Annotated in this window: 14 protein-coding genes; 7 read left to right on the top strand and 7 right to left on the bottom strand. The window is 54.7% G+C overall.

The features are described from left to right. Positions 1-353: 353 nt before the first annotated feature. The 5 genes from FRY97_RS08445 to FRY97_RS08465 form a co-directional block, all read right to left on the bottom strand. Positions 354-2810: an outer membrane beta-barrel family protein gene (locus FRY97_RS08445; protein ID WP_147167014.1), complete on the bottom strand. Its 2457-nt coding sequence runs from the start codon at positions 2808-2810 to the stop codon at positions 354-356. A 157-nt stretch (positions 2811-2967) separates the two neighbouring features. Beyond that, complete coding sequence (locus tag FRY97_RS08450) at positions 2968-4242, bottom strand: sensor histidine kinase (protein ID WP_147167015.1); 1275 nt, start codon at positions 4240-4242, stop codon at positions 2968-2970. Further along, a complete protein-coding gene (locus FRY97_RS08455) occupies positions 4239-4916 on the bottom strand; it encodes a response regulator transcription factor (RefSeq protein ID WP_147167016.1) in 678 nt (225 codons plus the stop codon). Before FRY97_RS08455 ends, FRY97_RS08450 begins: the two co-directional genes overlap by 4 nt. A 100-nt stretch (positions 4917-5016) precedes the next feature. Beyond that, the gene (locus FRY97_RS08460; protein ID WP_147167017.1) at positions 5017-6507 is read right to left on the bottom strand and encodes a PH domain-containing protein; all 1491 of its coding nucleotides are present in this window, start codon (positions 6505-6507) and stop codon (positions 5017-5019) included. After that, positions 6500-7048: a PH domain-containing protein gene (locus FRY97_RS08465; protein WP_147167018.1), complete on the bottom strand. Its 549-nt coding sequence runs from the start codon at positions 7046-7048 to the stop codon at positions 6500-6502. Before FRY97_RS08465 ends, FRY97_RS08460 begins: the two co-directional genes overlap by 8 nt. 330 nt (positions 7049-7378) lie before the next feature. On the opposite strand from FRY97_RS08465, the gene FRY97_RS08470 reads away from it, so the two are divergent. Further along, positions 7379-8821, top strand: coding sequence for a T9SS type A sorting domain-containing protein (locus tag FRY97_RS08470; RefSeq protein ID WP_147167019.1), 1443 nt, complete (start codon positions 7379-7381; stop codon positions 8819-8821). A 478-nt stretch (positions 8822-9299) separates the two neighbouring features. Here FRY97_RS08470 and FRY97_RS08475 read toward each other — a convergent pair whose 3' ends face one another. After that, entirely contained in the window at positions 9300-10091 is a 792-nt protein-coding gene (locus tag FRY97_RS08475; protein WP_147167020.1) for an SDR family oxidoreductase, read from the bottom strand. Between the two features lie 117 nt (positions 10092-10208). Here FRY97_RS08475 and FRY97_RS08480 point away from each other — a divergent pair, with 117 nt between their 5' ends. Next, a complete protein-coding gene (locus tag FRY97_RS08480; protein ID WP_147167021.1) occupies positions 10209-10706 on the top strand; it encodes a SixA phosphatase family protein in 498 nt (165 codons plus the stop codon). Further along, positions 10707-11060, top strand: a complete 354-nt coding sequence (locus tag FRY97_RS08485; RefSeq protein WP_147167022.1) for a DUF4296 domain-containing protein — start codon at positions 10707-10709, stop codon at positions 11058-11060. Positions 11061-11074: 14 nt separating this feature from the next. Here the strand turns inward: FRY97_RS08485 and FRY97_RS08490 are convergent, their stop codons facing one another. Beyond that, positions 11075-12490: an exonuclease domain-containing protein gene (locus tag FRY97_RS08490; protein ID WP_147167023.1), complete on the bottom strand. Its 1416-nt coding sequence runs from the start codon at positions 12488-12490 to the stop codon at positions 11075-11077. Positions 12491-12509: 19 nt separating this feature from the next. On the opposite strand from FRY97_RS08490, the gene FRY97_RS08495 reads away from it, so the two are divergent. Genes FRY97_RS08495 through ruvB form a run of 4 tightly spaced genes read left to right on the top strand, consistent with a single transcriptional unit; the run spans position 12510 to position 19737 of the window. Next, positions 12510-13715 (top strand): exo-beta-N-acetylmuramidase NamZ family protein, encoded by a 1206-nt coding sequence (locus FRY97_RS08495; protein ID WP_147167024.1) that lies wholly within the window; start codon positions 12510-12512, stop codon positions 13713-13715. A gap of 53 nt (positions 13716-13768) precedes the next feature. Then, positions 13769-14989 carry an exonuclease SbcCD subunit D C-terminal domain-containing protein gene (locus FRY97_RS08500; protein WP_147167025.1) on the top strand — a complete coding sequence of 407 codons (1221 nt, stop codon included), beginning with the start codon at positions 13769-13771 and terminating at the stop codon, positions 14987-14989. A 14-nt stretch (positions 14990-15003) separates the two neighbouring features. Then, on the top strand, positions 15004-18663 hold the full coding sequence (locus FRY97_RS08505) for an AAA family ATPase (protein ID WP_147167026.1): 3660 nt from the start codon (positions 15004-15006) through the stop codon (positions 18661-18663). A gap of 45 nt (positions 18664-18708) precedes the next feature. Further along, entirely contained in the window at positions 18709-19737 is a 1029-nt protein-coding gene (gene ruvB / locus FRY97_RS08510; protein WP_147167027.1) for a Holliday junction branch migration DNA helicase RuvB, read from the top strand. Position 19738 lies beyond the last annotated feature (1 nt).

Genomic DNA, 19738 nt, shown 5'->3' on the forward strand with positions numbered 1-19738 from the left:
TGCCTTAAGCCATAAATCTCTGATACTTAAGTTGAAGTTGTTTTCCGGCTAATCAAGGCGAAGGTTCGCGACTTTAGCCCGAGCTAAAGTCGCGGTTCTTTAACGAGGAGTAGGCGGAAAAGAACGAAACTTGGGGTGGCAAGGATTTATGGCTTGAGGCACTAGCCTCCACGCTTAGGAAATACTTTGCCAGCAAGGCGCTACAGCCCAAACGAACCTCAATTTTTGACAACCAAATCGTTGTCCCCAGCTAGTACCATAAATAAAAACCGGGCGTCCTGGAATCCAGGCGCCCGGTGCATTAATAAAACTAAACCCCATCTGTTTAATTCTTGAAAGCTTCGGAAAGCAGGCTAGAATTCGCCCCCTCCCCCGCCATCGTAGCCGCCTTCACGGCCACCGCCACGGCGGTTTTTCTGTTGGTTGATCCGGTAGTTGAACGTGAGCAGCACCTGACGGGCACGCCACTGAAACTCCCCGTCGCTGTAAAAACCTTCATCTTCAAAGACAGTACGCCATTTCCGGGAATTGAGCAAGTCCCGGACAGATAGGGTGAGCGTACCCTTTTTCTCCAAGACGTCCTTGCTCATAGATAAATCAATGACATACAGAGACTTGGTTCGCCCTTGTGGTGTAACACGAGGGGCACGGTAATTCGCCCTGAGTTGCGTCTCCAGCTCTTTCCAAAGCGTGACCCGGGAAGTCAGGCGGGTGAACATGGTCACCGCGTCGGCGCTAAGGTCCCGCCCATTGGCATTGCCGCTGATGAGGGATCGGAAAAAGTTGAAGTTCCCGTCGAGGTCCCACCACTTAAATGGCGAGTAAGAGTAGGTAATGTCAATACCATAAGCATCCTCCGTCGCCAGGTTCTCAGGCTGGGTGAAAGTCACACCAGATTCATCAATCCGGCGGATGCGCTGTACCACCCCGTCGGTATGACGATAAAAAACGCCTGCCGTAAGAGAAGCACTGTCCCAATACTTCAGGTAGTTCGTTTCCACGGAGTGGGTAAACTCTGGATCAAGGTTCGGGTTTCCGGAATAAATGTTGCGCGCATCAGAGAAACTAAAGAAGGGGTTAAGGCTCCAGAAGTTCGGCCGGTTGATCCGGCGGCTGTAGCTAAGTTGGACGGAGTTTTGGCCTGCCATTTCGTATCCCAGGAAAACACTAGGGAAAAGGCTGAGGTAATCCCGAGGGTTCACCTCTTGAGTCTGTAACAGCTCCGTGGTCATATCGGTATATTCAGCCCGGAGCCCTGCTTGTAGGGAGACCGGCCCGAAATTGTTACCGATGCTTGAATAAGCGGCGTAAACACTTTCATTAAAAACAAAATCATTGGTAAAGGCTTCTACTGGCACCAAAACCCCATTCTCTAGTTCGCTTACGCTAAAGTTGGTTTCTATATCCCGGATGCCAGCCCTTAAGCCGGCTTCAAATTTACCTTCTTCCCCTATCGGCCGCACATAGTCAGACTGAAGAACGGTCTGTATGCGCTTTTCACGATTGTAAGCGTTCTGCTGAAGCCCGGGCAGCCCGGTCTCTATGAACTCTGGCGTGAAGTAAGCCTCACGGATTACGGACTCTTCAACCTCCGCATTATCCTGGTAGCGCGCATCTATGGTAAGGCGATGGTCTTTGCCAGGGAAATCCTTGCGGAAAGCAACCGTATATTCCAGGTTATCTTCTATCTCCCGCTCATCGTCCACCCGCGTGGTAATGCCTGTAGGCGTATCCAAGTTGAACAGATAGTCCCGATAGGTCAGTTCTGATGTATTGTTGCCATCTTCGGTACGGTAGGTCACGCTGCCGGTCAGAGAAGCCGACTCAGAGATGGCATAGTCCAGCCCTCCGCGCAGCGTATGGCCCCAGCCACCACGGCTGCGGTCGCGGGTCTGCTGTTGTATGAAGACCGTGTCCGGGCCTATACCATTGCGGTCATATACTTCTTGGTAAAGGTTGCCGCTGCCAGGGCTGTCCCGGTAAGAAAGGCCATAGTTGGCAAAGAAATTCCATTTATTGAGGCGGTAATTGCCATTGACAGCCAGGCCGTAATTGTCCGGGTAGCCAGCTGTGAGGTCTACTGCCCCGTTAAGGCCGTTGCGCTTCTCTTTCTTCAGGATGATATTGATGATGCCAGCCATGCCCTCCGCTTCGTAACGGGCAGAAGGGTTGGTGATGACTTCGATGCGGTCGATCAGATTGGCCGGTATTTGGCGGAGGCCGCTGTTGTCGCTCCCGCCGAGCAAGCCCGATGGGCGCCCATCGATAAGGATGCGGACACCACCGCTGCCCCTGAGGCTTACCGCCCCTTCTGCATCAACAGTAACAGAGGGGACGTTGTCCAGCACATCTGTGGCTGAGCCACCTAGGTTGGCCAGGTCTTTCCCTACGTTAAAAACCCTTTTATCGAGCGACATCTGCATGCGGCTCTTTTCAGCCCGCACCTCTACCTCCGCCAGAGTCTGTGCATCTGGCAACATCTCGATCTTGCCCAAATCCACACTCTGGCTCCCGGGCTTGAGCTCGAAAGGTGGCGTGGACAAACGCTGAAAAGAGATGTAATCTATGACCAGATAATACTTGCCGTTCTTCAGCTCTATGGTGAAGGTGCCATCAGGCTCTGTCACAGCCCCGGTAACCAAGCTGCTATCGGCGAATTGGTAGGCAGAAATGGTAGCATATTCTAAAGGGCTGCCAGTAGCAGCATCCAATACCTGCCCTTTCACCGTCCCCTTGTACTCAGCAGGATTTGATGCCAGGGCGAAAGCCACAATCGCAATAGAAAAAAAGGTAGTCAAATAGGTCTTCATGCAGTCAGGTTTGTGTTTCGTAAGTCATCTGGCTCAATAGCAAGCCAAAATATCAGCGCGCTTTACGAATCACGAGATGCTTTTTATTGTTTGCTGGGGCAAATATAGGGCCCGAATTTGTAGCCGCTTTGTAGCAATCTTGAAGCAATTTTGAAGTTTAAACATTTTTAGGGAATCCGATCCAGACTTCGTGCCAGCCTTCCTGATAGTTGTAGTCTACGGTCAGGTCGTTGGTCTGGCAAATCTCACGGACAATGGACAGCCCCAGGCCCAGTGAGCGCTCAGACTGCCTGCTCTTCTGAAACCGCTGGAACAGCTGCTCTGCCGGTACGCTGAGCGGCTGGCCAGTGTTGCGCACCCGCAGCCCCGCCTGATTGAGCACGACTTCAATCTCCCCACCTTTGATATTGTGCCGTATGGCATTGCTAATGACATTGGAGACCAGTATCTCAGCCAGAGAGAGATCAAGGCGCAGGTAGACCGCCTCGCCGGTTTCCTGTTTGAGGGACAACCCCTTAAAGCCCGCAAGATCCCGGAAGTTGTCCAAGCTACTGCGGACCACCTTCGAAAAATCGAGCGGTGCGCTCTCGCGGAACTCCTCATTCTCTATCTTGGTCAGCAGAAGCAGGGCATTATTGAGCTTAGAAAGCCGGCGCAGCGCTTGCTGCGCGCCGGAGATGAGCTCCAACTGCTCCTGGCCAAGGTCTTCAGATTCCTGCAGCAAGTCCAGCTTGCCCCTTGCAATCGAGAGAGGGGTCTGCATCTCGTGGGAGGCGTTTTCAGAAAATTCTTTCACTGATTTAAAATCCTGCCGCGCCCGTAGCGTCATAGCCTGTATGAAAGCGTTCAGCTGCCGGAACTCCCGGGTGGAAGTGCGCTGTGGCAGGTCAAGGGGGGACTCATCGCGGAGGCTGAACTGCTGAATGCTCCGCAGGATGCGGCGGAAGGGGCGCAATAGCCAGCGCGTGACCAAAAAACTGCTGACCAGCATGCTGAGCCCTAGGATAAGGAACAGCTGCCACATGATTTTCACCACCACATCGTATATGTCGTCCGACTCAATAAAGATATCCGTGATGCTGAATCGGTAATAGCCGTCGCCCACCTTTCGCACCGCATCCAATTTCCGGTAAGGCTCCATTTTCTCATCCAGGTAGGGGTGCAGCGCCAAGGTATCAGAAAATACAAAAAACGTATCAGGAGGAGGGGCAGCCGGAAGCTTTTGAATACCTACCCGCTCGCGCATGAGCAACTCCAATGGAAGCCCTTCGAGTATTTCTTCCTCTATCTCACGCATGTGCTCATAAAGCGCGAAGTCCGTCTCTTTGGTCACTTCACTCCGGACAATCTGATAGGTCAGCACACCGCCTGCGCCGAATACCAGCACCGAAAGCAGCAGATAGAACAAGGTGGTCTTGATAATCAGGTTCATCGGCTATTGAATTTGTACCCCAGCCCATAAATCGTTTTGATCTGATCCCCACAACTGCCCACAGCGAGCTTTTTCCGAAGATTTTTGATGTGCTGATAGACGAAATCGAAAGAGTCCAGCAGATCGGCATCATCCCCCCAAAGGTGCTCCGCAATCGCCTGCTTGGTCAGCACTCGGTTTTTATTGGAAATGAAAAACAGGAGCAGCTCATACTCTTTCACCGTTAGCTCCACCCCCCGCCCGTCTACGCTCACCTCCCGGGTATCGGTATCTACCGTAAGGCAATCGAAGGTGAGCTGCCGGTGCCCCTGAAACTTTCGCCTCCTATAAATCGCATTCAGCCGGGCGTTCAGCTCCGAAAGGTGAAAAGGTTTGGTCAGGTAATCGTCGGCCCCCAGCTCCAGCCCTTCCACCCGGTCTTCGATAGCATTTTTAGCAGAGATAATGAGCACGCCCGTCTCCGGGTTGATCTTTTTGAGCATGCGCAAAAGGTTCAGCCCGCTTCCATCGGGCAGCATCAGGTCCAACAAGACGATATCGTACGCAAAGGAGAGCAGGCGGTCTTGTGCCTCTGAAAAGGAAGACGCTGCCTCGCACACTACATCCCCCCGGTTGAGATAGGACTGAATATTGGCAAGCAGCTCTTTTTCGTCTTCTACAATTAATAGCTTCATATTGATTCAAAGGTCCAACTGTCCAGTTTGGGCCGGCAAACCCTTTGCCGAAAACCTGCCACAAAACTACAACCCGATTTTGAACCAATTTTGAAGCCGGTCACATCCAGGCTGTCTTGCTCCGCTCCGCCTGATAAAGCAGCACGTCTTGCACCTGCATGCCTATGGCCAAGGGGAGGAATGGCAATACTACCGCTCCGCCAGCCGTATGAACGATGAGGCTAGCAAGGCCCCTACTGCGTTGGAACCAGCTCTCCCTGAGCACGGCTGCCTGCACTTTGTACAACGGGAGCAGCTCATACGTATGGGCAAAAACGCCGTGCCGAACGTAAAGATAGCCGTCCGAAAGTTGCCACTTGAATTTTCGTTGGTAGGCATAAGCGTAAGCCAAGCCCAACACCCCAACCCCCGCACTGACAGCGCTCAGCATGGGCTGCCCTACCCCCAACCAGAGCCCGGCGGCAGCAGCCCCGCCTATCAACAGGCCATACCTGCCGTTGGCCCACCCCATTGCAGCATGCGCACGCCCGCTAAGGGCAGGCTCATGCTCAGCATCGGGGAAAACAGCAGCACATACTTCCCGTACATCTGTTGCCCGGCATCCCGGCACCCCTACATTCCTAGACAGCCCTGCCTCGCCCGGCGTTGCCTGGCTAAAGGTGAGCCGGAACAGCCCCAGCATCCGGCGGAGGGGGTTGTCGCGCCAAGCTAGTTTCTGTACTTTAGAGCGCTGCAGGTGTACCTCCTTCCGGTTCAGCAGCCCTTCTGTCAAAGACAGCCCCCGCTCGTTTTCCCAAAGCGCCAAGCCAAAATGACGGAGCACTACCTGGGCCACGGTCAAAACGACCGATAGCGCCAGCAATCCTACGCCAAGGGCAAGGAGCAACAGCAGGCCTGGCTCGTAAAATGGGGTCCCCTCCAATAAGGGGGCTATATCCTTCCAGCCCATTGCGCTGCTCAAGGTGAAGAAAAAGCCCGAGACCGTCCCTACGATAAGTACAGCGGTTGCGAGGTGGTTTTGGGTAAGCCCAACCAGGAACAAATCCTTAGTGCTGAGCTGCAGTATCCTATGCCCTTTTGGCTCGAGCGCTACTTCAACCCCTTCTGCACGCCGCCCAGGCTCCAGGATGCCATCCCTCATGGCCACCGCCACCTCCCGCTCCAATGCCTGTATAGAGACTTCCTGCCCCTTGCTGCCGGCAGTCTCAATCTCCAGGCTGACCACCCCCAATAGCTGATGTACAGGCCCTTGAGCAATGCGCACATTCTGTATGCGCTCAAACGGCAGCCGGGTCAGAGAGCGGTTGAGCACCCCCTGCCGGATGACCAGCGTGTGGCCGTCTTCGATATGGAAAAAATAGCGGAAATAGGCCAGAATTGAAAACAATAAAGAAACGCCGCCTGCCATCAGCACGGCAGCATTGGTCAGCAATTCTTGCTTAGACTGCTCATTGCCAGCTCGGAAAAGAAATACCAAGATGATCGGCCAAGCTCCTTTCAGCAAGCGCTTCACAAAATTCAGCACAAACAGGATAATAGCCGACCGGGGCTGACGGCGCGGCACATCAGGGATCAGTCCATGCTTATTCATCGGCTACTTTTTCTCCCAAAAACTCCCGCATACGGTAGGCTTGCTCAGCCTCAAGCCCGGGAATGACCAGGTCGCTGCTGCTCCCACCTGCCGTAAAAACAGCTAGGCGGGCCAGCCCAAATTGCCGGTCTATAACCCCCTGCAGCACCTCACTGTGCTGCATCCGGTTGAAGGGGATGGCCACCGTGCGCCGGTAGAGCAGGCCAGAACGGTAAAGCAGGTCGTGCTCCCGTACCGCATACCCCATCGCCCGGTGCCGGTACTTGAGGTAGGCCATAGTGGCCAGGGCCAATATCAACCATCCTGCAGAAACCCACAATATCAGCGTCAGCGGGATGGCAGGGCTCAACAGGGCGGCCACGGCAAAGGCGGCCAAAACCGATAGCCTGAACAGCCACATCCTGAGCACCAAGGCCTGCAGATAAGCACCCGACAGCGGCCGCCATTCCACCGTAGCTATAGCAGGCAGCTGCTCCGGCTGTATGCTCAGGTTCTGGAATACTTGCCCACTTGAAACGCCCTGTTCTTCCATGTTCTTCATTTTTGCTGACCCTACTTGAGGGCCCCCTCTGCCCCTATCGGCACAAACAAAATGACCTTTTTTCAAGCTTGCCCCTACATATTAGATGGGGCCTCCCCTTGCCTATCGGCGCGGGTCGCTATGCTCCGGGGCTCGCTATCCGCTCGGCCCTACCGGGCTTGCCACCCCTGCGCAGCGCTAGTCCGCCCACCTGATGCTCAAAACGGGCAATACCTTTTTAGGCTGCCCCTTTTCTATCTAAGGAAAAGTTAAATCTATCTAAGATTGTTCAGCTAGCCTGCCCGGTTTGGTAAATTACCCCTTATTTCCCACCAAAACCTAAAAAGGATTATGATGAAGTATGTATACGCGCTGATTTTGCTCGCTGGCCTATCTGTCTCTGCCCAAGCACAGGTGCAGCCCGGCGATTGGGCTACCCCCTTCACCCTAACTGACATCAACGGCAACGAACAACGGCTTTACGACTTCCTCTCGGAGGGCAAACCTGTGATCATGGTCATGTCCGCTGCTTGGTGTCTCCCCTGCTGGAACCTGCACAACAGCGGGGTCCTGGAGGAGATCTATGCCACCTACGGGCCTGATGGCACAGACGAGATTATGGTACTGTTCATTGAGGCAGACCCCAACACCAGCTTCGAACAGCTGACCGGGATGGAAGGCCCCTCTCAAGGCAACTGGGTGAGCGGCACGCCTTATCCTATCATCGATGTTCAAGACTTTGGGCTGCCCGCTGCTTATGGGCTGCAGGCGTATCCTACCGTAGCCATGATCTGCCCGGATATGCGCATCAAAATCCCGCAGATGTGGTCTGGCCTGAGCAATTGGACCGTCGAAAATGTACTGAACGAAGCCTTCAGCTGCAATAATGAGCCGCTTCCTAATGATGCTGCCATCCACGAATTCTCGTCCCGACCTACCCTTTGCGGCACGGCAGATGTAGCAGCCAAACTCTATAATTCAGGGGCATCTGTAGTCAACAGCGCTGAGGTCTCTTTGCTGCGCGAGGGGCAGGTATTAGCCACTACCACTTGGGCGGGCGAGCTGCCGACGGGTGCAGAAGCCCCTATCGTTTTTGAAGGGGTACCGCTTGCCCCTGGCTTTAACGCATTCCGCTTGGAGCTTTCCGGCATGGACGACGACCCCGGCAACAATTCCGTCAACCTCGGCATTTACAATGCTCCCAACACTACCTTGACGCTCAACTTCTACGCACAGGGCGATGAAGATGCGGCAGAAGATCAGACGCGATGGCTCATCATCAATGAGCTGCAGGATACCGTTGCTTCCGGCCTTATTGGCTTAGACTACCAGGAAACGAGCATCAGCCTTCCTGCCGAAGGCTGCTATGAGTTCGTAGTGGCGGACGACGGGGAAAACGGGCTGTCTGGCGGGGGGTTCATCCTCGCCACCGATCTCAATGGCAACCCAATCATGGATGCTAGCGATAATTTCGCTTCCGAAAGGCGGCAACGTTTTTTTGCCAGCACCGTCGTCAACACCCAACACTACGCCCGCTCAAATGCGGAGCTCGAACTTTTCCCCAACCCGGCAAGCCATGAAGTGCAGCTCAGGTTTGGCCTTCCCTCCGAAGGGGCCGCCCGGCTAAGCCTTTTTAATGCAAACGGGCAGGAAGTCTTTTCCCGGACTTATACAAAGCTGCCCTCCGGTACACAGCAGCTGTCTGCCCCATGCGGAGCCTTGCCTAACGGGTGGTATACTGCACGGCTGCAGACAACAGCAGGCACCCTCCACGGGCGCTTCATCAAGCAGTGACACAACAGCCAAGAGAACCAGCAGCCCTTCGGCTCTTGCTGAAGGGCTGCCCTCCTCTGCCCACGCTTGCGGGCATGAACCCAAATGCCACAGGCGTTTGTAGCCTGGCATTGGCCTAGCGCTGCGAAGGGGGGTACGCCCGACAGGGCCGAGCGAAGAGCGAGCCCCGTAGCATAGCGGCACCTGCCCTTGCGGCAGGGGCAGGCCCCCTCACATGGTGCAGGGGCAGGCCAAAAAACGACAATCTGGTTGGCGCCCATACTTGCAGCAAAGCTTCCATCCAACAAGCATGAATCATTGGCCCCTCAGGCCGGCTGTTAAGGGCGTGTTGGGATTTTGGCCTTCTAGTCGAAAACCGGAGTTTAGCCAAGGCCCGCTTTTGATGCAAAAAAGCGGGAAGGATTTTGGGGCGAAGTACGAGCGAAAAAGTGCCCCGCTGTCTAGCGGGATAGACCGATTACTAAAGTCCCAACACCCTCTAAGTCACCTTCATGCCGCGCACCACCCGTGAAAGGACCCAAGGAGCATAGCGCTTTAGGTAGATGCCTAAGATCTCCCGCTTGCCGATGTACACCTCTTCCTTTTTCTTGTAAATGGCCTTCAGCGCTTTTACAGCGAACTCCTCCGGCTGCAGCCCAGACTTAGAGTCATCAGACATTTGGTTGTTGGGGCTGCCATCCGCGGTCAGGGCATTGATGCTTACATTGGTGTGCACATAGCCGGGGCAGATGATAGTGACCTGTATGTTCTGTTCAGCCACTTCCGCCCTGAGGCAGTCAAAAAAACCATGCAGTGCATGCTTGGAAGCAGCATAGGCCGAACGGCGGGGCGTGCCGATCTTGCCCATAACACTGCTGATGGCGATGATATGGCCGTTCTTTTGCCGGATCATATAGGGCAGCACTGCTTTGGTCACCGCAACGGTCCCAATAAAGTTGACGTCCATGATCTTCCGGTCCACAGCAAGGGCCGTGTCTTTGACTAGTGCGCGCTGGGAGATCCCGGCGTTATTCACCAAGACGTTGATTTTCCCAAAGTGGTTGACGGCACGGGCAGCCAGCCCGGACATAGCGTCAAAGTCGGTCACATCCATAGGCAAGACCAGAGTGCGGGTATGCTTCGGGCAATTCTGCTGTACCCGGCTCAGCTCCTTCTCATTCCGAGCAGAAAGGATGAGGTCTGCCCCCTGCTCAGCAAAAGCATAGGCCATAGCCTCTCCTATGCCTGAAGAGGCCCCCGTTATCCAGATCACTTTATCTTTAAAGTTCATTCGTCGTTTTTAACCTTTGTTTTGCATTTTGTCCAGCAAATTTGGGGTAATTTCGGCAACAATAAAAATGCGCGGCCGATTTTGGATGCCGCGCTAAACACAAGGCTAGTACCCAATATGAAAACAGTATTTTTCGCCCGGCATGCCAAATCCAGCTGGGACCATGCCGAGCTTAGCGACTTTCAGCGCCCACTAAACAACAGGGGGCTAAGAGATGCCCCCTTCATGGGCAAACTGCTGCATGCCAAAGGGGCACAGCCAGACCTGATCATCTCGAGCCCGGCTGTGCGTGCCTTGACCACAGCCGAGTATTTTGCGAAAGCGCTGGGCATTGCGCCGAGCGAAATCCGCCAGGAAAAATCGGTTTACGAAGCTTTCCCGGAAGATATTATGGAGCTGATCCAGGCCCTTCCTGATACGCTCAGCACCATTTTCTTATTTGGGCACAACCCTTCCATGACTGCCCTGGCCAACCAATTCTCCCCGGGCTTCATCGCCAACATCCCAACCTGCGGTGTCTTCCAAGTCGATGCTGAAGTAGCCGAATGGGGGGCTTTCACCTCCGAAACCGGCCTGCTTACTGCTTATCATTACCCAAAACAATACTTTTCTTAGATGCACCCTATTCTCCGCTGCCTGCTCGCCTGCTGCTTGCTGCCCTTTCTTTTTGGCGCCTGCCAAAAGCCCCAATCCGCTGATGGCATCATCGTCCCAGAAGAAAAGCTCATTGCCACGCTTGCGGACATCCATATTGCAGAAGCTGCCCTGCAGACCTTGCGCGGCGGCACTAAGGACAGCATGGCCGCCCTTTATTACGAGCAGATCTATGAAATGCACCAAGTGGAAGCCCAAGAGGTAGAAGAATCCCTACAGGCGCTGCGCAAACAGCCCGAAAAAATGGATGCCCTTTATCAGAAAGTAATGGAAAAAATCGAAACGCTTGAAGCAGAGTCGAAATCCCAGCAATAGCCATAGACGGAGCCTCAGTCTATGGCTTCAGCTTTGCGGAGCTGTATTTTCTTCACCTGCTGTTTGGCCATATAACGCTGAATGAGGCGGGTCGTTTCTGGGTTTCCGGGGTAGGGCTTTATGCAATCCCGCAAAACTTGCTCCCCGCCCCCGATCACTTCTTCCTCCAGATAACCAAACCCTCTGTAGCTTCCGCCCTCTACCAAAACGACAGACCGTTCGCCGGGAGACCTGCCCTCGTCCAGCAACAAAAAGTCTTCTTCGAAAACGGTAGTGAGCACGTCTCTGGCCTTTGAGGCCCTTTCATTGTATGCCTCTGCTTCCTCTAGCCCAGCACAAGCGCCATGGCACTGCTTGATGTGGTAATTGAAGCAAGCGCCAGCACCGCCAGGCTGCAGCCGGCAAAGGCGGGCGCAGAGCTCAAACCGCTCTCTTACCCGCCCAAGGTGGTTGCGGGCATGGGCCAGCTTGGGGTATTCAGAAATGACCTGCAACTGCTTCCGGGCAGCGGCGGTGACCTGCGCGGCTTCAAAGCAGATATAGCCTGCCTCGTCCTCATAGGTATGTATGATATAAGGGAACTTGCGGACCCGCTGAGCCCGGTTGACAGGGGGCCGCAGCCGTTTGATCTCGTGGCTCTCCAGCAATAATGCGACCAGCTCGCTGCCGGTCAGTTCATAGCTGACATCGTGTACATGCCGCTGCAGCTTGCCTGCTTTTTCGGTCTTGTCCGCAAAATGCTCAGCAATCCGCTTTTTGATGTTGATGCTCTTGCCCACATAGAGGACCTCCCCTTTGGCATTATGCAAATAATACACCCCGCAAGCCTCCGGCAGGGCGTGCATTTTCTCCAGGTCAAAGCTCTTGGGCAAAAGCGACTCTTTTATCCCCAGGTTGATCATTTGATCGGCTTCCGCCTGATTTTCCTCCTGCCCCAATATCATCCCCAGTAATTCAGCGGTGGCCAGGGCATCGTCAAGGGCCCGGTGCCGGTCATTGACCGCTATGCCAAAGTGCTGTATCAGTTTACCTAGGCTGTAAGAAGGCAGGCCCGGGAAAGCTTTCCTGCTCAAACGCACTGTGCACAGGTTTTTACGGGAGTAGGTATACCCCAAACGGGCAAATTCAGCCCGCAAAAAGCTGTAATCGAAACGCACATTGTGCGCCACGAATACCGCACCCTCAGTCATTTCTACTATCTTTCGGGCTACCTCATAAAACTTTGGCGCGCCCTCGACCATCTCCTGTGTAATGCCCGTCAATTGGGTAATCCCATAAGGGACATAACACTCCGGGTCAATCAGGCTGCTGTAGGTATCAAGTATCCGCTGCCCGTCGTGGACCACAATCCCAACCTCAATGATGCGGTTGCGGTCGGCCCGGCCGCCGGTGGTCTCAAGGTCAACTATCGCGTAACGTTTCTGTTTCATTCTCTCAAAGTAAAACAATATGATTACAAAATCGAAGTCTTTGTTTGCTTTTTTATGGGCAGCCCTATTGGGCAGCTCGCCAAACCTGGGCGCACAGCAGGATACCGCGCCCGCCCTGCTCACTGGAGCAGAACAGCCGGCCCTCTACCTTCCCCTCTTGCAGGAAGCCGGGCCGGTCGCCCTTGTTGTCAATCAGACTTCTACCGTGGGCCACGCTCATCTCGTAGATACCCTCCTGGCTATGCAGGTTGACATCCAAACCATCTTTGCGCCCGAGCATGGTTTCAGAGGGGACGCGGACGCGGGCGAAAAAATTGCCGATGGAAAGGACCCCAAAACCGGCCTGCCCATTATCTCCCTCTATGGCAGCAATAAAAAACCCAAACCGGAACAGCTCCAAGGCTTGGGCATGGTTATTTTTGACATTCAGGACGTTGGCGCCCGCTTCTATACTTATATTTCTACCATGCACTATGTGATGGAAGCCTGTGCCGAGGCCGGCATCCCAGTTTTGGTACTCGACCGCCCCAACCCTAACGGGCATTTTGTAGACGGGCCGCTGCTTGACCCCAGCTTCCAGTCTTTTGTGGGTATGCACCCCGTGCCGGTCGTACACGGCATGACCATAGCAGAGTACGCACAAATGATCAACGGCGAGGGCTGGCTTGCAGGTGGGGCCACCTGCAAGCTCCATATTGTCCCCTGTGCTGGCTACACCCATCAAACGGCCTATGAGCTGCCGGTGCCCCCTAGCCCCAACCTGCCTAATGCCCGTTCTATCTACCTCTACCCTTCCCTTTGCTTCTTTGAAGGCACCAACGTCAGTGTTGGCCGGGGCACGCCCAATCAGTTTCAGGTCATTGGCCACCCCGATAGCCGGATTGGAGATTACCACTTCACTCCACAGCCCAGGTATGGCGCCCGCAGCCCGAAGCACAACGGAGCTTCCTGCCGGGGGTACTCCTTTGTGGAGGTGCCACCGGCTGAGATACGGGAAGAAGGGCAGCTCAACCTCAGCTACCTGATCGCTTTTTTTGAAGACTGGAAGGGCAGCCCGGAAAGCTTTTTCCTCAAAACGCTGTTTATTGACAAACTCGCCGGGAGCGACCTGCTGCGCAAACAAATCCTGGCGGGCATGTCAGCCAGGGAAATCCGTAAAACCTGGGCCCCGGGGCTTGAGCAATTCAAACCGGTCAGAAAAAAATACCTCCTGTACCCCGAATAGGCACAGCCTACAGCAATACTGCCATAAACGGTAACAACCAAGGCATCCGAAATATGAAAATCATACATACATCAGACTGGCACCTGGGGCAGAAATTCCTTTCTCATAGCCGGGAGGAAGAACATGAGGCCGCCCTGAATTGGCTGTTGGAGCTTGTGCAGTCCGAAGCCCCGGACGCCCTGCTCGTAGCCGGGGACATCTTCGATATTGGCAACCCGCCCAATAGTGCCCGGAAAAGCTATTACCGTTTTTTGCGCCAAATGATGGACACCCCCTGCCGGCATGTCATCATTACCGGAGGCAACCACGATTCTCCCGCTATGCTCAATGCGCCCCGTGAGCTATTGGCGGCTATGCAGGTGCATGTAGTAGGCAATGCAGGCGCTGACCCTGCAGAGGAGGTTATACCATTATACAATGCCCAAAAAGAGCTGGAAGCTGTCATTGCAGCCGTCCCTTTCTTACGCGACCGGGATATCAGCGAGGGCGTGAGCGGAGAAACCGGGCTGGACAGGATCGCCAAAATCAAGCAGGGCATCAGAGGGCATTACGAACGGGTCGCAGCGCATATCTCATCCCATTTCCCCGTAAACGAAGTACCGGTTATTGCCATGGGGCACCTGTATGCCTCTGGGGCAACAGCCTCTGGCAAACAAGACAACATCTACATCGGCAATACCGAGAACATTGACGCTACCCACTTCCCTGAAGTTTTTGACTATGTCGCCCTAGGGCATATCCACCGGGCACAGCGAGTAGGCCGCCTAGAGCATGTGCGCTACTCCGGCTCCCTCATCCCGCTAAGCTTTTCCGAAGTAAGGGACACCAAATCCGTCTGGGTCTTGGAATGGGAAGGGAAAAACTTCAATAGCAGAGCGGCAGAGCTCCCCGTCTTCCGACAGCTGCGCACCATAGCGGGCAGCCTGGAAGAAGTCAAAGCCAAAATAGAAGGGCTTGCACAAAAAGCTGCGGAAGCCCAGTTTCCACCCTGGGCAGATATCAGGGTGCACCTTGATGCCCTCCTGCCCGACCTCAATGAATCCCTTAGGGAATTCGCGAGCGGGCTGCCCCTCGAAATCCTAAAAATACAAGCCGTTTACCCCAACCGGAAAAACCTGCAGGAACAGCAATTGCCAATGCTCGAGGACCTTTCTCCCATTGAGGTGTTCCGCATGAAGTGCGAGCGTATGGGAGAAAGCCCTAAACAGATGGAGGAGCTCCTTGAGCAATTCCGGGAGCTGCAAGACTGGCACCGGGAATCAGAGCAGGCCTGAACAGACTATGCCCTATGAAAATCTTACAAATCAGCCTTCAGAATATCAACTCCTTGAGAGGGGCCACGCAAATCAACTTCGAGGAACCGCCCCTGCAAGGGGCTGGTCTGTTTGCCATAACCGGCGATACGGGCTCAGGCAAGACTACCCTGCTCGATGCACTGACCCTCGCCCTTTACGGGCAAGTGGCAAGAGGGACAGAGGCAGAGCAGCTCCTGTCCTATGGCACAGGCGATAGTTTTTGCGAGGTTTTGTTCGAAGCCAACGGGAAGCGGTACAAGAGCAGCTGGGCTGCCTGGCGGGCCAACCGGTCAGCTACTGGCAACCTGCAGCCGGTAAAAAGGGAGCTGAGCGTTTGGGAGCCCGAAGCACAAGCCTATCGGATACTCGCTGAGAAAATACGAGAAGTGGATGCGGCTTTGCCAGAAGTCACAGGGCTTAATTTTGAGCAGTTCTGCCGCTCTGTGATGCTCGCTCAGGGCGAGTTCGCTGCCTTCTTGAATGCCAAGCCGAGCAACCGGAGCGACCTGCTCGAGCTCATCACCGGTACCCAAATTTACTCTGACCTCTCCAAGGCGGCCTTCGAGCGCAGCAAACAGGAAAAACAGCAACTGGAAAATCTGAAGGAACAAGCCAGTCAAGTGCAGCTGCTTTCCACGGAAGCTTTCCAAGCTTTACAGGAAAAATTGGGCAACGCATCAGCTGAGCGCAGTGCCATAGCCGGCAAACTGAAACGCCTGCAAGAGCATAGTATCTGGCTTCAGCACCTCAACCGCCTGGCACTGCAGATCAGCTCTCTACAGGGCAAACTCGAAGAGCAGGAAGCAGCATTCCTAGCTTTCGCCCCCAGCCAAGAACAGCTCGACCTCCACCGGCAGGCCGCCCCGCTTCACCCCCTTATCACCAAATACCAGGAACAGTACCAGCAGCAACAAAACTTAAGGGAAAGGATAAAGGGCTACCGAGCGGCTATGCCCGGGCTGCAGGAAGGCGCCCAAAAAGCCGACAGCCAGCTGAGAGCGGCAGGCCAGGCGTTTAGCTCAGCTAAAGCAAAACTCCAGGAGGAAGCACCTAAGATAAAGGAAGCCAGCGTTTTAGATGTTACCATCAATGCATTGGGCAAGCAAATCCACCTCCAAAAGGCAAAACAGGAAAAAGGAGAAGCAGCACTCGCCCAGCTTGAGCAACAAGCTGCAGCGCTGAACGCCAGTATCCACAACAACCGGCAGTTAGCGGATGCTGCTCGCCAATGGCTCGATGCCCATCCGCAGTTCGCTGCCCTCCCCACCCTCTTGCCCAAGCTGAAAAGCCAGCGGGAAAACCTCAGGGACCGCTACCGGGGCAGACAGGATGCTCAAAAGGCCCTTGACAAGCTCAACCAACAAATCAAAACCACAGCAGCACAGTTGGAAACCGCCACTGCCAAACATCAGCAGCTGAAAAGGCAACAGGCAGAAGTCCGGTCGGCCCTGGAGGCTTTCTTCCCGGGCATTTCCTGGGAGCAGTCCCAACAAATCCTGCAACGACAGGAGCAAGCCAAGCATCAGCTTGAAAAAGAAGTCTTGCAGTATCATAAAATCATGGAACTGGCAGCCGAGTACAAAGAAAGTGTACAGGAACTGCACCATATAGAAGATGTACTGGCTTCCCTCCACGCCCAAGATGATGCCCTAAGCCTGCAAATTCAAAACCAGCTGGAAGTGCTTGATGAGCTGGACCAACATTACCGCTACAAAGAAACCATCTACCTTGACCAGCAGAAAGTAGCCAACTACGAAAAAGACCGCGCCAACTTGGCGGAGGGCGCACCCTGCCCGCTCTGCTTTTCTACCGACCACCCTTTCCGGCAAAGCCAGCCGGCCGCCTTCTTCGTCGACCGCGCCAAAAAGGAATGGGAAGACGCTGCTCAGCGGCTGCAAGCTGCCCGAGACGATATGCAGCAGCTCTACCAGGAGCACCGCGATATCGGGCGGGAGATACAAGCCATCTTGGGCGGAAAAGAGCAGGGCCAGGAAGGCAGCTTCCAGCAGGCCAACCGGCAATTGGGCAAACTGGAGGAGCAGCTCAAAGCCCTATGGGCACCGGACTTGCAGGGCGACTGGCTGGCGCCAGCCTATATCGGCAGCCGCCTGCAACAAGCCCAGGCAAAACTAGCGCAAACCCAAGGCAATGAGCAAAAGGTGCAACGCTTGTCAATGCAGCTGGCAGAGGCAGACAAACAGTACATCGAGACTTCCCACCAATTGGAGCACCTCCGCAGGCAGCTGGCCCAATATGAGGAAGAGCTGCCCACTGTGAAGCAGAAAATGGCGGATACCGTGCAGTATTACCAAGAGCTGGCCGGCGAGATAGCCGCTGCGCTTGCCCAACTTGGCTTCTCCTTCTCAGAACAGACTTTTAAAAACACCTTTGATGCCCTCAAGAAGTACGAAGCGGCTTGGGCCGAAAAGGAACTGCAGGCACGGGAAACGGAGCTGAAGCTTAAAGGCCAGGAAGGCGACCTTAAGGCTCTACAGCAGCAGCTCCTTGCTGCCCAGTCTTTGCGAAGCGAACAAGCGGCTCAGCTGAGCCAAGATCAGCAAGAGCTGGAAACCCTCACCGCCAAACGCCATAGCCTCATCGGCACTAAGGACGCCGACCGCTACCAGGAGCTATTGGAAGCTGGGTTGGAACAAGCAGAGACGGAGCGGGAAGCGGCACGGGAAAGCCTGCGCAAGGCCGAACAAGAGCTCAGTGCAGCAAGCTCCGCGCTAAAAGTGGCCGTTCAAGACTTGGAAGGGGCACAAAAACAATACCAGCAAACCGCCCAATCACTGAAAACAGCAGCAGAGCAGACCGGGTTCAAAGGGCCTGAAGAGGCCTTGGAGGCCCTCCTCCCACCTGACGAGCTCCAAGAGCTGGAGAGGACTGAGAAACAACTGCAGCAAGAACGGTACAATACCCAGGAAGCTTTAGGCAACGCGAGGCTAGAACTGGAACTCGAACAGAAAAAAGCCCTCACTCAAGAAAGCCTTCAGCAGATACAACAGCAGGCTGAAGACCTCATGCAAGCACAAAAAGAGCTCGATGTAGAACGCGGCGCATTGCTGCAACAAATCAAAACACAAGAAGCAGCCCGGGAGACTGCGGCCGCTTACCTGCGGCAGATCGAGCTGCAGCAGCAGGCCTGCAGGAGATGGGCGCGGCTCAACGACATCATCGGTTCGGCAGACGGCCAGAAGTTCCGGAAATTCGCTCAGAGCCTTACCCTTCAGCGGCTGGCCCAGCTGGCCAATCATCATCTGCAAGATCTTCACGGGCGCTACCTCGTACAGCTACAGGACGAAGACAACCTTGAGCTAGAAATCATTGATACCTACCAGGCTGACAACCGCCGGTCGGTCAAAACCCTGTCGGGAGGAGAAAGCTTCTTGGTCAGCCTGGCCCTTGCCCTGGGCCTGAGCGACTTGGCCGGCAGGAGGTCCCAAATTCAATCGCTCTTCATTGATGAAGGGTTCGGGACTTTGGACGAGAGCACCCTGGACACCGCCATCAGTACGCTTGAAAACCTACAAAGCAAGGGGAAGGCCATTGGCATCATCTCCCATGTGGGAGCCCTTAAAGAGCGCATTGGGGTACAGATACAGGTCCAAAAACTAGGCAATGGGTTCAGCCGCATCGAAGGCATGAATTAATGTATATTTGGCGCAGGGCAACGCCAGCCCACTAAATTCTGCAATATGTCAAACCCTCATCTTGACCCCAACGGGGAGCACCTTGGACCGGAAGAACAAAATGCGGAAGTGCAGCTGCGCCCGCAAGCCTTAGGCGACTTCAGTGGGCAGCCTAAAATTGTGGAGAACCTACAAATATTTATTCAGGCCGCCCTGCAACGGGGCGAAGCGCTTGACCACGTCCTCCTTCACGGCCCTCCGGGCCTTGGGAAAACAACCCTATCCCACATCATTGCCAATGAGCTCGGCGCAGAGCTCAAAATGACTTCCGGGCCTGTCTTGGAGAAACCCGGTGACCTGGCTGGCCTGCTGACCAACCTGGAGGAGGGCGATGTCTTATTCATAGACGAGATCCACCGGCTCAATACGGTCGTGGAAGAGTACCTCTACTCTGCTATGGAAGATTACCGCATAGATATTATGATCGACAGCGGGCCCAATGCGCGCAGTATTCAGATTGCCCTCAACCCTTTCACTTTAGTGGGGGCCACTACTCGTATGGGGCTGCTGACAGCACCGATGCGGGCTCGCTTTGGCATCAATTGCCACCTGGATTACTACGACGCCAAAACCCTCCGGCGCATCATCAAGCGCTCAGCCGGTATCCTGAACGTACCGATAACAGAAGATGGTGCCGTGGAGATCTCTAGGCGCAGCCGGGGCACTCCCCGTATCGCAAATGCCCTACTGAGGCGCATCCGGGATTTTGCACAGATCAAGGGCGATGGCACCATCAATCAGGACATCGCCAATTATGGGCTCTCGGCCCTAAATGTAGATGAAGGCGGGCTAGATGAGATGGACAATAAAATCCTGTCTACCATCATACACAAATTCAAGGGCGGCCCGGTCGGCATCACGACCATCGCCACAGCTGTTGGAGAAGAAGCGGGCACTATCGAGGAAGTACATGAGCCTTTCCTGATCATGGAGGGCTATATCCAACGGACTCCAAGAGGGCGGGAGGTGACAGAAAAAGCTTACAAGCATCTGGGCATTGTACCCCCGGGGCGGGCAGGCACCTTGTTTGAATAGG

This window comes from Phaeodactylibacter luteus, assembly GCF_007993045.1.
In the GTDB taxonomy this organism is placed as follows: Bacteria; Bacteroidota; Bacteroidia; order Chitinophagales; family Saprospiraceae; genus Phaeodactylibacter; species Phaeodactylibacter luteus.